The sequence below is a fragment of the Parasphingorhabdus sp. JC815 genome (genome assembly GCF_040717415.1).
GTDB lineage: Bacteria > Pseudomonadota > Alphaproteobacteria > Sphingomonadales > Sphingomonadaceae > Parasphingorhabdus.
In genome coordinates, this window is the sequence record NZ_JBFEFM010000001.1 from 946,993 (window position 1) to 962,004 (window position 15,012).

General features: G+C 57.5%; 12 protein-coding genes and 2 tRNA genes. 5 read left to right on the forward strand and 9 right to left on the reverse strand.

What is annotated here, in order from left to right; genetic code table 11:
- Nucleotides 1–61 precede the first annotated feature (61 nt).
- The 3 genes from AB1K62_RS04550 to AB1K62_RS04560 all read right to left on the reverse strand — a co-directional run bounded on the left by AB1K62_RS04550 (nucleotide 62) and on the right by AB1K62_RS04560 (nucleotide 7,378).
- Complete coding sequence (locus tag AB1K62_RS04550; RefSeq protein ID WP_322295528.1) at nucleotides 62–2,035, reverse strand: ParB/RepB/Spo0J family partition protein; 1,974 nt, start codon at nucleotides 2,033–2,035, stop codon at nucleotides 62–64.
- A 104-nt stretch (nucleotides 2,036–2,139) separates the two neighbouring features.
- Nucleotides 2,140–6,387, reverse strand: a complete 4,248-nt coding sequence (locus AB1K62_RS04555) for a strawberry notch-like NTP hydrolase domain-containing protein (protein WP_322295529.1) — start codon at nucleotides 6,385–6,387, stop codon at nucleotides 2,140–2,142.
- Nucleotides 6,388–6,463: 76 nt separating this feature from the next.
- Nucleotides 6,464–7,378, reverse strand: coding sequence for a toprim domain-containing protein (locus tag AB1K62_RS04560; protein WP_224800989.1), 915 nt, complete (start codon nucleotides 7,376–7,378; stop codon nucleotides 6,464–6,466).
- Between the two features lie 145 nt (nucleotides 7,379–7,523).
- Here AB1K62_RS04560 and AB1K62_RS04565 point away from each other — a divergent pair, with 145 nt between their 5' ends.
- The gene (locus tag AB1K62_RS04565) at nucleotides 7,524–8,108 is read left to right on the forward strand and encodes a lytic transglycosylase domain-containing protein (RefSeq protein WP_224800988.1); all 585 of its coding nucleotides are present in this window, start codon (nucleotides 7,524–7,526) and stop codon (nucleotides 8,106–8,108) included.
- Nucleotides 8,105–8,308, forward strand: coding sequence for a DUF5818 domain-containing protein (locus tag AB1K62_RS04570; RefSeq protein WP_224800987.1), 204 nt, complete (start codon nucleotides 8,105–8,107; stop codon nucleotides 8,306–8,308). Before AB1K62_RS04565 ends, AB1K62_RS04570 begins: the two co-directional genes overlap by 4 nt.
- Nucleotides 8,309–8,315: 7 nt before the next feature.
- Here AB1K62_RS04570 and AB1K62_RS04575 read toward each other — a convergent pair whose 3' ends face one another.
- Both AB1K62_RS04575 and AB1K62_RS04580 read right to left on the reverse strand, forming a co-directional pair.
- A complete protein-coding gene (locus tag AB1K62_RS04575) occupies nucleotides 8,316–9,569 on the reverse strand; it encodes an integrase arm-type DNA-binding domain-containing protein (protein WP_224800986.1) in 1,254 nt (417 codons plus the stop codon).
- Nucleotides 9,570–9,747: 178 nt separating this feature from the next.
- Nucleotides 9,748–9,824 (reverse strand) — tRNA-Met (locus tag AB1K62_RS04580).
- Nucleotides 9,825–10,038: 214 nt separating this feature from the next.
- On the opposite strand from AB1K62_RS04580, the gene AB1K62_RS04585 reads away from it, so the two are divergent.
- Entirely contained in the window at nucleotides 10,039–11,274 is a 1,236-nt protein-coding gene (locus AB1K62_RS04585; protein WP_367001579.1) for an FAD-dependent oxidoreductase, read from the forward strand.
- Nucleotides 11,275–11,308: 34 nt separating this feature from the next.
- Here AB1K62_RS04585 and AB1K62_RS04590 read toward each other — a convergent pair whose 3' ends face one another.
- The gene (locus AB1K62_RS04590; protein ID WP_367001582.1) at nucleotides 11,309–11,824 is read right to left on the reverse strand and encodes a 2'-5' RNA ligase family protein; all 516 of its coding nucleotides are present in this window, start codon (nucleotides 11,822–11,824) and stop codon (nucleotides 11,309–11,311) included.
- A gap of 121 nt (nucleotides 11,825–11,945) precedes the next feature.
- Nucleotides 11,946–12,482, reverse strand: a complete 537-nt coding sequence (locus AB1K62_RS04595) for a peroxiredoxin (protein WP_367001584.1) — start codon at nucleotides 12,480–12,482, stop codon at nucleotides 11,946–11,948.
- Nucleotides 12,483–12,628: 146 nt separating this feature from the next.
- On the opposite strand from AB1K62_RS04595, the gene AB1K62_RS04600 reads away from it, so the two are divergent.
- Nucleotides 12,629–13,066, forward strand: coding sequence for a hypothetical protein (locus AB1K62_RS04600; RefSeq protein ID WP_367001586.1), 438 nt, complete (start codon nucleotides 12,629–12,631; stop codon nucleotides 13,064–13,066).
- A 7-nt stretch (nucleotides 13,067–13,073) separates the two neighbouring features.
- Here AB1K62_RS04600 and AB1K62_RS04605 read toward each other — a convergent pair whose 3' ends face one another.
- Nucleotides 13,074–13,805: a queuosine precursor transporter gene (locus tag AB1K62_RS04605; RefSeq protein ID WP_367001588.1), complete on the reverse strand. Its 732-nt coding sequence runs from the start codon at nucleotides 13,803–13,805 to the stop codon at nucleotides 13,074–13,076.
- 173 nt (nucleotides 13,806–13,978) lie between these two features.
- Here AB1K62_RS04605 and AB1K62_RS04610 point away from each other — a divergent pair.
- Nucleotides 13,979–14,055, forward strand: a tRNA-Arg gene (locus AB1K62_RS04610).
- 9 nt (nucleotides 14,056–14,064) lie between these two features.
- Here AB1K62_RS04610 and AB1K62_RS04615 read toward each other — a convergent pair.
- Nucleotides 14,065–14,880, reverse strand: coding sequence for an NUDIX domain-containing protein (locus AB1K62_RS04615; protein WP_367001591.1), 816 nt, complete (start codon nucleotides 14,878–14,880; stop codon nucleotides 14,065–14,067).
- Nucleotides 14,881–15,012: the final 132 nt, after the last annotated feature.

Sequence of the window (15,012 nt, forward strand, 5' to 3'; positions counted from 1 at the left end):
AGGCGGCCCATCCCGAGAGGGACGGACCGCCCACCGAGTGGCATGGACCTGTCAGGAGGGGTCAGGCAGCCTGCTCGGCAATTTCACCAGCGGTGTCTTCGCTGACCGACTCTTCGCCGTCGGCGGCAATCGGTGCGACTTGCTCGGCACCGGCGAAACACATGATCGTCGGAACCCAAGCCAGCGCCCGTTCCTTGACCTCGGGCTCGCCAATGAAGTTGCCCGAGAAGATGCGTTCGGCAGCGCTCGCAAGCTCAGCCTTCTTCGATGCGGCATAACGACTGACGAGTTCGGGACCGCCGGCGGCGTCGAGCGCTTCGAGCGTGCGCGCCTTAGCCACCCGGTCGAAGTAGTTGTTCGCCGTGGGACGCCACCAATGCGCGGTCTCGATTTCGAGGAGCGAGCCGAGTGCCTCGTGCATCGGCACCGATCGTTCGCCTTCGCAGGCAAGGCTGGCAACCAGAGTGCGCGAGACGACATGGCCAAGCCATGCTGAGCGCGCCTCGTCGGAAAGCGCTCGGAATTTCGCGAACCGCTCGACATCGCTTTCACCCGCACGCCAGCTTTCATCGAGCGACCCGGCGAACTCGGCAAGCGCGGCACTCGCCGGCGCATCCTTCGCCTCGAACCCAGCGATAGGCCCGGACGCGACCGAGCCAACGAGGGTCGACGCTTTCTTGGCGCGCCAGTCGTGCCCATCGGCATCGGCGAGCGTGAAGACCATAAAGTCGAGCGCTAGTGCCGGGTCGTTGGCGAGATGGATTGCCAGGATGTCGCGGCGCTGCATTGCGAGTTCGTCGAGCAGGCGCTGGGAAAGCGAGCTCCCCTTGAGCTTAGCCGCACCGCTCTCTTCAATGGCCTCGACCACGCCTTCGTCAGCGATGACCTCGGTCTCGGTGTAGAACTGCGGGACCAGGGTCGGCTCGCCATTGCGCGAGAGGACGAGGAAGGCGCCGGCCTCCGGTTTCAGTTCGTCGGCGAGTACCGGCGGCCGGTCATTGAGCACGCGCATGGCACGGTCGATCACCACTAGTTCCTTCTCGGCCTTGGCGACCTCGTCCTCGTCGCTGTCCTCGTCTTCGAGCACAGCGGCGACGCGGTCGTAGTCGGCCTCGAGCTCGCCGAGTTCCTGAGCTTCCTGTTCGGTCATCGGCGCAGGCTCGCAGGGCAAGCGACCGAGACCTTCAACAAGGTCGTGGCTGACATAGTTGCCAAGGGTCGGGCGCACCCAGGCAAGGCCATATCCGAGCGCGGCCTTTTCTGCGGCTTCTTCCATGGCCTTGTGCGCGAGGTCTTCGAGCAGCGCGATATCGATCCAGCTCTCGCTGGCATCGTCGTCGAACAGTTCGCGTTCGATCCGGCCGCCCGCGGCGAGGTAGGCATCGCGTCCGACGAGAACCGCTCGCGGATCGGAGCCACGAACGGTTGCGTCGAGCACCATGCGGCGGATCGTGTCGGGCGTGATTTGGTACCAGGCGTCCTGCAGCTCGGCATAGACATTAGCTTGGCGCTCCACGTCGGAGATAGCGCCGTAGGCCTTGGCCATATCGAGCGTGATCGTGCCTTCGGCGAGCGCTTCGAAGACGCAAGGCGCGAGAGAGGCTAGGCGCAGACGTCCTTCGACGAACCGGACGGTGAGGCCGAAGCGGCGCGCCACGTCTTCGGGGGTAGCCCCTGCCTCGATGATAGAAGCGAAGGCCTGCGCCTCGTCGGCGGGGTTCATCGCGAGACGCTGGAAGTTCTCGGCAAGGCTGGCCTCGCGCACTTCGCTTTCCTCGCCTTCGATGACGAGGCAGGTAACCTCGTGGTTTTCGGGCAAGGTGCCCTCTCCGGCCAACGCCTGCAGCGCGGCGAGACGGCGACCGCCGGCCTCGACTTCGAACTTGCCGCGCTTTCCTTTGCGCACGACAAGGTTCTGCAACAGGCCGCGCGCAGCGATGTCTGCCCGCAGCTGGAGGTCGGCCAGCACGTCGCTCGCCTTGCGAACGTTGAGCGGGCTCGGGACGAGCTTCTTCAAGGGAATCGACTGGATCATGGGTGTTCTCCTGATGGAATGAAGGCGCAGGTGAGGATCACGAGGCCCACAAGCCCAAAGGGCTCCCTCCACTCTCGTTCTGAGATTGGGGTCTGCCCGAGGGATCAGGCGGCAAGCGCGGGGAGAACCGACGAGGCATTCGACACCGGGACGAACAGGCGCGTGCGGTAGCGGATGATCTCGGTGAAGCAGCCTTTGCCCTTGTACCAGTCGAGCCGATCCGGCGAAAATCCGGTCAGTTCAAGGCGCTGTTCGCCGCCGACCAGCGATCGCTTCACGGTGAGTGGATCGTGGCTCGCAAGGCCCAGCGGTTTTCCGCTGGCGATGACCAGGTCGCCGATCTGCTCTGCCGATGGTCCGGTAACCCCGGAAAGACCAAAGGTCTCGGCAATCGCAGCGAGATCGATATCGAGCACTTCGCGGCCAATGATCGACTGGCCGTCCTCGGCAACGAGCCGGGTGACGCGGACATGATCGCCGGGCAAGCGCTTCCAGACCGGAAGCAGCAGTCCGGTGGCGAGATGGACGCGCTCGGTCACCGGTGACGCGGCAGCCTCTTCTTCCTCGGCCCGCCAGGTACTGGTGAATGCGGTGACGCCAATTTCCTCCCAGTGGCTTTCACCGAGTGCCTCAAGTGTCCAGTTTACGGAGTTAAGCGGGCGCAGCAGGCGCCGACGTTCGATTACGGCGCCGTCGTCGGCGATGAGACGCCGGGCTGGAACCGACAGTGCGACCTTGCCCGAGCGGGTATTGCGCATCGGTATCGCGTGTGAGCTGCCGATCTCGTGCATCCGCACCAGGCGCTGCAAGCTTAGGGGCCGAAGGTGCCTTGTCACTTCGAGCGAGACGAGGCGGGTCTCGGCACCGGTCACGGGATCTGTGCGCAGGAGCTCATCGGCGAGGACCGTGAAGTGATCGACCCTCACGGTTTCCAGCCCCTGGTCGAGCGTTCCAGCTTCGCGCGCGGCTTCAATCCGTGCTTCGACGAGGCCAAGATATTCCTCGAATATGGCATTCTGCAGCGCGATCGGAAGCGCGAGGATGCGATTCAGCCAGCGCTGGATCGTCGGGAGATTGTCGGTCAATCCGCCATCGGGATTTTCAAGCCGGAGGCCGGTGCGCTCGACGAAGTTGGCGAAGCTCGTGGCTTCGAGCTTGCCCTCGTAGAGCAGCTGGAACCAGCGGCTGAGCGCGTCGCGCGCATAGTCGCTTTCGAGATTGTCGGCCGGGTCGAACAGGTTCTGACCGCCCGTCTGGCGCTGGCCGCGCGTTAGCGCGCCCAATGCGTCGAGCCTTCGCGCAATGGTCGAGATGAAGCGGCGCTCGCCCTTCACGTCGGTGGTTACCGGCCGGAACAGCGGGGCCGAGGCCTGATTGGTGCGGTTCGTGCGACCGAGACCCTGGATGGCGTTGTCGGCGCGCCAGCCCGGCTCGAGCAGGAAATGAACCCGGCGCTGCTGGTTACGGCAGCCAAGATCGGCATGGTAGGATCGACCCGTGCCGCCAGCGTCCGAGAAGACCAGGATGCGCTTAGTGCCTTCCATAAAGCTTTGCGCTTCGGCGACATTGGCACTGGGGCTTCGCCGTTCGAGACGCTGGTGACCATCACGGCCCAGTACAAGCCTGCGGGTCCGACCCGTGACTTCGGCCACGGCGTCGGTTCCGAAGTGCTCGATGATCGCGTCGAGTGCTGTTGCGATGGGCGGCAGCGCGCAGAGCTGCTCGATCAGCGCATCGCGCGCGGCGACGGCGCGCGGGCAGAAAACGGGATTGCCCTCCTCGTCGCTCATTGCCTCGGAACGCAGGTTACCCTCCTCGTCGGCGAAGACCTGCATCAATCGCACCGGAAAGCTCTTGGCGAGATAGTCGATGACGTATTCACGCGGGGACAGATCGATATCGAGCGCTTCGCGTTCTTCCACGGTGAGGTCGGCGAGGCGTCGGTCGAGCATGGCTTCCGCGGTCGAAACCAGCTGCACGACTACCGAATGGTCTTCGCCAAGCTCTGCTTCCATCGCGGGGATCAGGCTCGGCAGTTTCATCGAAAGCAGGAGCTGGGCAAAGAAGCGCTGCTTGGTGCCTTCGAAGATCGACAGCGCTGCAGCCTTGGCATTGCGGTTGAGCGTATCGCCGCTGTCCTCGTCGACCACGCGGGTTGCTTCGAGCGCAGCTTCGAGGTTGCGGTGAATGATCGCCCAGGCATCGGCATAGGCATCGTAGATCCGCACCTGCGCTTCGGTCAGGCTGTGCTCAAGGATCTCGTACTCGACCCCAGCGAAGGACAGTGCGCGAGCGAGATAGAGCCCCTGGGCCTTGAGGTCGCGGGCGACGAGTTCCATCGCCGCAACGCCGCCAGCTCGGATCTCGGTCATGAACGCCTCGTGGGTCGGAAAGGCGGTCTCGGGTCCCCACAGGCCAAGCCGGGAGGTGTAACCGAGGTTGGCAATGTCAGACGCGCCGGTAGCAGAAGCGTACAGCACGCGAGCGCGCGGCAGGCGGTTCTGAAGCCTGAGCCCTGCCATCCCCTGTTCCGATCCTTTGGTGTTGCCGCGGCTGGAAGAGGAGCCGAGCGCGTTCGCCATGGCGTGCGCTTCGTCGAAGGCGATCACGCCCTCGAAATCTTCGGCGGCCCAAGCAAGGATCTGATCGAGCCTCGTGTCCTCGGCGCGTCCCGAACGCAGCGTTGGATAGGTGACGAACAGTATACCCTCGGGCATCGTCACTGGAGTTCCGAGCTTCCATCGGGAGAGTGGCTGAATATCGAGCGGGAGCCCGCCAAGCGCTTCCCAGTCGCGGCGCGCATCTTCGAGCAGTGCCTCGTTCTTGGTGATCCACACATGGCGGCGTTCGCCCGAGAGCCAGCGGTCCATCATGACGCCCGCGATCTGGCGACCCTTGCCAGCTCCGGTCCCGTCGCCAAGGAAGAAGCCCTGGCGGTAGGAGTGTCCGTCCTCGGAGAGTTCCAGCGAGGTGCCTTCCTGGCTCACCTTGAACTGACCCGAAAGATCGCGCGCAAATGCCTGGGCAGCGTAGACCAGTGTCTCGCATTGCGCTTCGGACAGAAGGCCCTCGGCCTGGCAGCAAGCGGGAAGGCGCGGTGTGACGTCCGGCTGGGGTGCTGCGACCGAACCCATGGCGACCGATTCCACGAGCGGGGTGGGATGAACCGGCGCATCCTCGAACATGATGCGGCTGGGGCGGTAAGGCAGGTAGATGCCTGCCTGTTCGGGCACAGGCGCGGGGTCGGCGAGGACCGAATAGGCAAGGTCGATCGCATTCGCCGTGGCTGCTGGTGTCGAGGCGAACGGCGCCATCGGTCGAACCGGCGTAGGTCGGGTCGAAGTCTTGCCAACGAGGCGCACTGGCTTTCCGACTGACAGGCGATGGAGGCTGGCGGATGTTTGCGCGCGGCGCGGAAGCGCGGTGACAAGCTCGTGGAGCGCGATCAGGTCGCAGGTATCTCCGGTGATCGCTGGCTCAGGCGCAGAAGGCACCTTGTCGATCACGACCAGGCGAACGGCAATCCCCGTCCCTGTCCGGCGAAACATCTGCTCCAAGCGGACATTGAGCAGGAGCGACGTTTCGTCCTGTGCTTTGGCGAAAGCGGAAGCATCGAAGCCTTCGGGCATGATGGCGACTATCCTCGCACCAGCGGCAGCGGCTCGGATTGCACTACGAAGGTGGCGCTGCGCCGTCTCGCCATCCTTGCCGCGTTCCTGGCTGCGGGCGAACGGCGGGTTCATCAACACGACCGACGGTACAGGACCGCGATTCAGGTCGGCAATCAGTTCCCCGTCATGCGCAGTGATTGCGTGCGTGGGGAAGATATGGCCTAGGCTGTCTCGTCTTGCCGGGTCGATCTCGTTGAGGAGCAGCGAAGCGTTCTCAACGCTGCCCCAAAGTGCAAGGGCACCATTGCCTGCGGACGGCTCGAGTAGGGTGTCTTGCGCAGAGACAGCTGCGGCCTTTGCCATCAGCCAGGTCAGCATTGGCGGGGTCGAGAATTGTTGGAGCTCGACCTGTGCTTCGCTGCGAACGTGCCGCGGCGGCAAGGCTGCTTCGAGCCAGTCAAAACGTGCTTCTGCTTCGTGAATGCTTGTCGCCAGACCGATGCGAGAAGACTCTCGCAGCCAGAGCAGTGCGCCGATCTCGACCGCGTTGTTGTAGTCGTCGATGGTCCAGGCGCTTCCCCAGTCCATGACGCCGGTCTTGTCGGCGAACAGCCCGGAAATGTCAGCGCGGGTAAGATGACGTCCCGAAGCAAGAAGCTCGGCAATCCTGGTGCCGATGGCGTAGGCCAATGGCACTGACGACAACTGCTCGCCAGCTGGAAACAGGTCTGATTGAAACATGGCAATTCGTCCTCCTGATGGGGGCATCGGGACACGCCCTCTGCCGGATCAGGAATTCGAGAAGCCCTCTCTCCTCTTACTGTGCCGCCTTGCGGTGCAGCCATGCTGTAAGTTCATCGTTCCAATCGGTACCGCGTGATGACGGCTTGCGAACGTGGATCGTGCGTCCATCGCGGGCATAGGCGGCCAGGGCACGAGAAGCGGCCAACTTGCCGCCAGCATCGTGATCGACGAAGAGGTGGAGTTCGGTCACGGTCTCGGGCACGCTCACGAGACCGAAGCGCTCATTCCCGAGGGTCGCCCAAACGGGAATGCCGGTGAGCGCATAGGCTGACAACGCGCTCTCGATCCCCTCGGCAAGGCCGAGCTTCCCGGAAACCGGAGCAAAGAGACGGACAGCAGCTTCACCGAGCGAGCCAAGCGCGCGCTTTGGCTTTTCGAAGGCTGCCTTGGTTGAGCCCTCGACGGACAAAAATGTGCGGTGGATCGCGATTGGCCCCTCGTCGAGGCTGACCGCCGCAATCATAGCGGGAAGAAAACGGGTCCGTCCTTTCGGCCCGAGTGGCGTGCGTGGATGAAAGCGAAGAGCTGAAGATGCGGCCAGGATGCCGCGGCTCTCAAGGTAGGCCTTCGCCGGACTGCCACCCAATGGTTCTGCTTCGCGCCAGATCCTCAACGCTGCTGCCGAGGGTTTGCGCACCCTGGTTGGCTCGAGCTGATCCTCGGCCGAAGAACCCGAGAAAAACCTGGCCACCTCGAAACCTTCGCGTGCCAGAGCGGAAAGCACGCTCTGCTGATCGCAGCCCGCAAAACAATGGAAGAGAATAGCCTTTCGGCCGAGCGTCACGCCGAGCGAAGGTGTGCGGTCTTCGTGTGCGGGGCAGCAGGCCATCCCCTTTGTGCCTGACCATTTGCCCCCTCGGCTTTCGCAGATGTTGCGGGCGGTGTCCTCAAGCGAGGTACGTGACAGGGTTGAATTCGAAACAGGCATACCGGCTCCATCGCCTCACAATTGCCCCTTCCAGACGAACCCCTCTCCTCTCGGATAAACTCGCAAAAAAACGTTTTCCTACACCCATTCGTTCTATTTATGTTCTCTTGCGGATCGAGGCAAGGTGAAAGGTAATTCAATGCGAATGTCTCTGGTGGCTTGTGGTTGCGGTGCGCTCGCGATTGCGATTTCGGGATCCGCGCACGCGCAGGAGTTTCAGGTCTTCGACCATGACCTCGGCACAGTTGAGGTTACAACCGACAAAGGGCGCGCTTTCAACCCGACTGCAATCCACTTGGACAAGCCAGATGGCGGCGCGGCCTATATCGATAGAAGCTTCAAGGAAGCCTTGTATGAGCCACTCATCCGGCAAGCTGAAGCGCGATACCAATTGCCGCCTCGACTGCTTCAGGCCCTGATTTGGCAGGAATCGCGGTTCAACCCGATGGCAATCAGTCCGGCTGGCGCCGCTGGGCTCGCTCAACTCATGCCGGGAACGGCAAGAGAACTTGGTGTCAGCAATCGCCACGATCCGGCTGAGAACATCGATGGCGGCGCGCGGTATCTGAAGCAGATGCTAGAGCGCTTCGGTGCGATCCATCTCGCGCTGGCCGCATACAATGCTGGACCCGGCGCTGTGTCGCGAGCCGGCGGGATACCGAAAAATCGTGAAACACCTGGATATGTGAAGAGCGTTGTCGACCGATGGATGGCATACGGTTCGATATGACTACGAATCGGAAAAGGATCAGCGGACGGCTCGAGCACCTTCCTCGGGGAGCCGTAATTGTAACCGATGCCGGAGATCATTGGGTTCTCGAAGACTACGAACCCTCAAACAACGACTTTGGATTTGAGGTTACCGCAGAGGGTATCGTTGTCGGGTTCGACCGCCTTCGCGTCGAATGGCTGGGGCAGGTGCCCGCCTAGGAGCAGGTCAAGCGGCTCTCAAAACAGCAATGTTTTGCGCTTTGCCGCCGATGGAATCGAGGAAGTCTGCCCAATCCTGCAGCATTGCACGACGGGGAGCGAGATATTCGGCAGCATTGTATGCCCCGCGAACCTCGTTCTCTTCGCTGTGTGCCAATTGCAGTTCGACCCAGTCTTCATGATATCTGCGGATCCACATCGGTGGTTCGCCGACCTCGACCAGCTGCTCATTCGCCCAGGTGCTCGCCAGACCCCTGAAGCCGTGAACAGTTTGTCGCCCGTGGTAACCGAGGCGATAGAGGCCATAGATCATCGTATTCTCGGAAAGCGGCATCTTGGGCTTCTGGCCTGGAAAGACGTATTCGCCTTCGGACTTGCTGATCATATCTTGAGCAAGAGAAGCGGCTTGTCGCGACAAAGGCACGATATGCTCGCGGCCCATTTTCATCCGATCAGCGCCAATGCGCCAAACTGGTAAATCTCCGACTAGACCTTCAAACTCGTGCTTCTTGGCGAACCGGAGTTCCTTGGTCCGGACCCATGTAAGAAGAGCAAAGGTCAATGCCGCCCGCGTAATTTCGGATCGTCTCTCACCCTCTTCCTGGTATCGCTCCATCTTGATGATGAGTTCGGGTAGCTGTGCCAGAGGCAGCTTCGCCATATGCTTGACCCGAGGACGTGGCTTCAAAGCCCCCCGAAGATGCGCCGTTGGATCGGAATCGCAAAGTCCGCTGGCAATCGCGAACTGGAATACCTGACCAATGCATTGCTTGGCCCGTCGACTGATGTCGAGCGCGCCGCGCTCCTCGATCTTCCGAATGACCTTCAGGACTTCTGGTGGAGTTATCTCATGCATCATGAGCTCGCCTAAGACAGGAAGCACGTCCTGCTCCATCCGCGACCACACGCGCTTCGCATGGGCGGGATTGAGACTACTTGCTCTGTTCTCATGCCACATGGTGGCAATCGCCCTGAAGGTCTTAGCCTCTTCGAAGTCCCGACCCGGTTTGTGAACCATCGGGTCCCTGCCTTCGGCCAGCACACCCTTGGCAGCTCTCTTGAGTTCTCTTGCGGCCGCTATTCCGACTTCGGGGTAGGCACCGAAAGAAAGCAGCTTCTCCTTCCCGTGGTACCGGTATTTCAGCCGCCAGAGCTTCGAGCCGTTCTTTTGCACCAGGAGGAATAATCCCTCCCCATCCGCAAGCTTGTATGGACGCTCAGCCGCCTTCGCTTTTTTGATCTGAATCTCACTCAAGGCCATTGGGGGTATCGCTCCTTTTCGCTACCCCCGGAAAATACCCCCAAAATACCCCCACACCAAATCCGGCTTCAAGCGAATGCATGCGCACGCAAGCGGACGCGAATCACTCACATCATTCTGTTTTAATTGAAGTTTACGGATGTATGCGGAAGCAAGCGAACCCATGCGGATTCGAGATTGGTAGCGGAGGAGGGACTCGAACCCCCGACACATGGATTATGATTCCACTGCTCTAACCACCTGAGCTACTCCGCCAATTGACCCGATTATCAGATTGAAAAATCAATCTGGTACACCGGTTTTTGATGCGATCAGAATCGCTTCAAAATTCCTTGGTCCGCGGCGCTATAGGCACAGCATTCTGATCGGTCAACAAGTTGCAGCTCATTTTCTGCTAATACTTGCATGGCGGCTATTATACGCGCTAACAGTCGTGCCCGTGCCAGATCACGATGCAAAGGGGCAGAATGTGAATAAATTTTACGACACACTGATTGTTGGAGCAGGCCATGCCGGTGCTCAGGCCGCTATTGCGTTGCGACAGCAAAAGTTTGACGGAACGATCGGACTGTTGGGTAACGAGAAATATCCCCCCTATGAGCGGCCACCACTCTCAAAAGAATATCTGGCCGGAGATAAGCCTTTCGAGCGTATCATGCTGCGTCCTGAAAGTTTTTGGAGTGAACGGGAGATTGATCTTTTAACCGGTTATCGCGTCGCCAAAGTTGATCCTGTGGGAAAAACTGTCACGCTTAGCACCGATGATGAAATCGGATTCGGCAACTTGATCTGGGCCACCGGTGGTTCACCGCGCATGTTGGATTGTCCGGGGAGTCAGGCGCGCAATATCCATGGTGTGCGTTCACGAGCCGATGTGGACAAGATTATGGCTGCCCTGCCCACTACCGAAACAGTGGTCGTAGTCGGAGGAGGCTATATCGGGCTTGAGGCCGCCGCCGTATTGACCAAGCTGGGCAAAAAAGTGACGATATTGGAATCGCTCGACCGCGTATTGTCGCGGGTAGCGGGCGAAACCCTGTCTCGTTTTTATGAGGAAGAGCACCGTAAGCAAGGCGTTACCGTTGAGTTGGAAGCGACGGTTGAGGCTTTTGAAACCGATGAAAATGGCATGGCTACGGGCGTAAAGCTATCGGACGGGCGCGTTCTGAATGCAGATATGATTATCGTTGGTATTGGCATTATTCCCGAAACCGGTCCTTTGGTTGCTGCTGGTGCTGCCGCAGGGAACGGTGTCGATGTCGATCAGCATTGCCGAACCAGCCTCGACAGTATTTATGCGATTGGTGACTGCGCCGCACATGGCAATCGCTATGCTGATGGCGCGCATATCCGGCTTGAATCAGTTCAAAATGCCAATGACCAGGCAAAAGTTGCGGCTTTGGATATCATGGGTGAAGATTGCAAATATGATGCGGTTCCATGGTTCTGGTCAAATCAATATGATCTGAAATTGCAAACAGTCGGTCTTTCCAGCGGCCATGATGAATATGTGGTGCGCGGAGATCCGGCGAGCCGTAAATTCTCCATAATCTATTTGAAAGATGGCAAGGTTATCGCGCTTGATTGCGTTAATGCAACCAAGGATTATGTGCAGGGTCGCAAAATAGTAGAAAGCGGACTATGCCTTGATACGACACAACTAGCGGATACCAATATTCCGATTAAGGAAGTCGAACGCGTCTAGCCCCTGTTCAAGATTATCGGGACTAAATTATTGTTCAGCCGCGAAATGGCCATTCTCCAATTTCGTGCCAAGGTCCATCCATATAATAGTGCAGCGCCAGACCTTTGATCTGCAAGGGCCTTGGCTCGAATTCAAGCGACAAATGGTTCAGCAATTGCTTGGCTTCTTTCGCAGACACCTTGTTCTGTATCGTGATGTGAAGCCGGGGAACCTGTTGGTCCTGTACGCTTAATAAACCGTGAAACCTGTCTGCCAATTCCATCCGCATTGCCAATAGATCTGGCGAATGTAGCTGATACCCCACTCCGCCGCCCAGATGGATCAAACGTTGAAGCATTGTTTCGGGCGGCTTACTATGCCGGGCCATGTCTATGACAGACCGCTTGACCTCCTCCAACGCTTGAGGCGGCAGATGGTGAAAAAGCGTAATATGTGCAGAGATTAAATTGCGCTCGGGCGGATAATATTGACGGCGTAGACTGTCGGCCCATGAAAAATCCTGTTTGGCCATTGTGGCCGTCATGATGATTGGTTTGTTGAGCGTTGTCATAGCCTGCTAACAGTTGCACCATATATTATTCAAATTCAGATTATCCACAAAACAGAAGGGCCGCGAACGAATATTCGCTCGCGGCCCCTGCAATGCTTGTTCAGCCAAAAATGAGGCTGTTTTATCCTTTATTCTCGTCTAGCCAAGCCAGCAATTTTTCAGGTTTGGTTTCACCATAAGGATCGCTGTCCGAGCCATCATCGTTAATGCCAGGCTCTTCAAACCATGCACTGACTTTTCCGTCATCGACAATCATTGCATAACGCCAGCTGCGATCACCAAAACCAAGATGGTCTTTTTTGATCAACATACCCATACGACGGGTAAAATCGCCCGATCCGTCTGGCAGCAATTTGACTTTCTCCAGACCCAGTGACTTACCCCATTGGTACATCACGAAAGCGTCATTGACCGAAATACAATATACTTCGTCAACACCTTTGGCTTTGAACTCATCATAAAGCCGTTCAAAAGCAGGGCATTGCTCGTTTGAACAGGTTGGCGTGAAAGCGCCGGGCAGGGAGAACACAGCAATACGCTTGCCGCTGAACAAATCTTTGGTATCTACATCTTCCCAACGAAACGGATTAGGACCGTCTACGCTTTCGTCACGAACGCGGGTGTGAAGGGTTACTTGAGGGACATTTCTACCGATCATATTTATCTCCATTTGAATGATGGCTCTATTATAGTGTAATTTTATAATTTATGAAATTGATTAAATTCATCGGAGTTATCTAGTTTTTCAATGAGCAAAATCAGTATTGTTAAAGAGTTCGGGTTTTTGACTAGAGGAAAATATAGATGGCATATAATAGACAGGCTCATACCCCGGTCTGGTTCTGGATCGGTGCGGTTTTTGCGCTAATATGGAACAGTTTTGGACTCGCCGCCTATGCATCTGAAGTCACAATGAGCGCAGGGGATTTTGCACGATTGACCGCGGTAGAACAGAATTTATTCGCCAACCGCCCTTTTTGGGCGAGCGCCGCCTTTGCCGTAGCGGCCATTACCGGGTTTCTGGGAGCGGTAATGCTATTGCTCCGAAGGCCGATTACAGTTCGCCTGTTCCTGCTATCCCTGATCTCAGTGCTGGTCCAGTTTTCCAGCTTTTTCATTCTCGACGGCTATACAGAATATTTCGACCTGGCCGGCTGGTTTATGCAATTACTCATATTGGTGCTGGCCATCATTTTTTTCATTTTCGCGCACTGGGCAGAGAAAAGCCGCATCATTGAATAGCCGCTTTTCAAATAGAGGTTTTGAAGGGAGTGAAATCCGTGGATTCATCATAGATATCCACGCCTTCCCTCCGCTTTAACCAGCCCACTACGGCATAGGTCACAGGGGTCAATGCTGCCTCCCATGATACTTTGAGTAACCAGTTAGATGCCATAACCATGAATATCGCTGAGGTTTCCCATACGCCCCAAAATGCGAGCGGATAAAAGATCAGGCTATCAACCCCCTGCCCGACTATGGTTGAGCCGATTGTGCGTGACCATAGCATTTTGCCGCGAGTCCACAGCTTCATCCGTGCCATGACATAGCTGTTGACAAATTCTCCTGACCAAAAAGCGACTATGGATGCTGCCACAATGCGCGGTACCTGGCCAAATACGCTTTCATAGGCCGCTTGCCCGTCCCAGCCATCCGCGGGTGGCAAGGACACGACAACCCAGCTCATAAGCGCCATGAACAGCAAAGCACCAAAGCCCGCCCAGATAACCCGCCGCGCCCGTGCATAACCATAAACTTCGGTCAATATATCGCCGATGACATAGCCAAGCGGGAAGAATAATATTCCGGCACCATATACCCATTGCTCACCACTAATCATGATAAACGTCGGTTTGGCCGCGCCGATGATATTGGATAGCAACAAGACAGTGACAAACGCGGCCATCACAAAATCAAAATAGCGGAAATTATGGCCTGCCTGACTGGCGGCGCTGCTGCGTTTGATAGGGTCGGTGCTCATCGAGGGATGTTAGCCAATCGCCGTGAAGTTTCAATGGCATAACTATCACTTGTCCGGTGATGATCAGATACAATCAGCATGGTTGACAATCCATACGATCCTGTTTACCCGCAAGGCCGCAGAAAACTGCGATTAAGCGAGACTTCCCCAAAACAGGGGGTTTCCAAAGGTGCGCGCCCGTAGCTCAGCTGGATAGAGCGCGAGACTTCTAATCTTGAGGCCACAGGTTCGACTCCTGTCGGGCGCGCCATTTTTTCCGCTATTTCTTGAAACCGCGTTGCACCGCGTCCATTGGTTCGGATGTTATCGGATAGCCAATTCCTTCCGGAATACACAGATGCGTACCGTCGTCGCGTTTTTCGACTGTGGGGGATACCAAGGACACGGGATGCTGGCGGCTATGCTCTGCCGCTTCTGCAAAAGAGTTGAATTGCGCTAGTCGTTCCAGATTACGCTTGGTCGGGAAAATAATTTTGACTTCACCCGCTTCCGCCTTTTCCAGCACGCCTTGGGCGCTGCTCCAGAACAAATTGTAATTTTCTGTCTCGTCCACTGTGGCTTCTGCGGCATGGTCATCATGTGCGATCATATAGAAGCGCGTATCAAACACCCGTTTCTCAGCAAATGGCGGGCACCAGCGGGTGAAGGGCACCAGCTTTTCCAAACGCAATTGCCAATCAAACTGGTTGCATATCTCGGATAATATCGTGCCATCATGCAATGCTTCACGCGCTTCTGTAACCCGGCGTGCCTGTAGATCGCCTTCCACGCCAACTGCAATACCGGTTTCTTCAATTGACTCGCGAATGGCGGCGATACGCGCAGCATATTCATCGACATCATCATGGCCCAGCGTTGCGGCAAAATCATAATCGGCATCATCAACCCGTCCACCCGGGAAAACCGCAGCACCAGCGGCAAACGCCATTTTTGCCGAACGCTCCACCATTAACAGATCCGGTGCCGCAGCACCTTCCTGATCCCGAAAAATCACCAATGTTGATGCAGGAATGGGTTTTGGCATCGGCTTTCCGGTCAAAGCGTCAATGCTGTTTGGTTGTTGTTCGTTTGTCATATCTGCATATGACCAGCAAGAACGAGCAAAGTAAAGCCATTGAGAAAGTAAAGCCATAATCTAAGCCTATAGCCATTTGCAAAGGGCTGCGGATCGTAGCAGTCAATATGTCATAGGAATTGTCGAACCTTA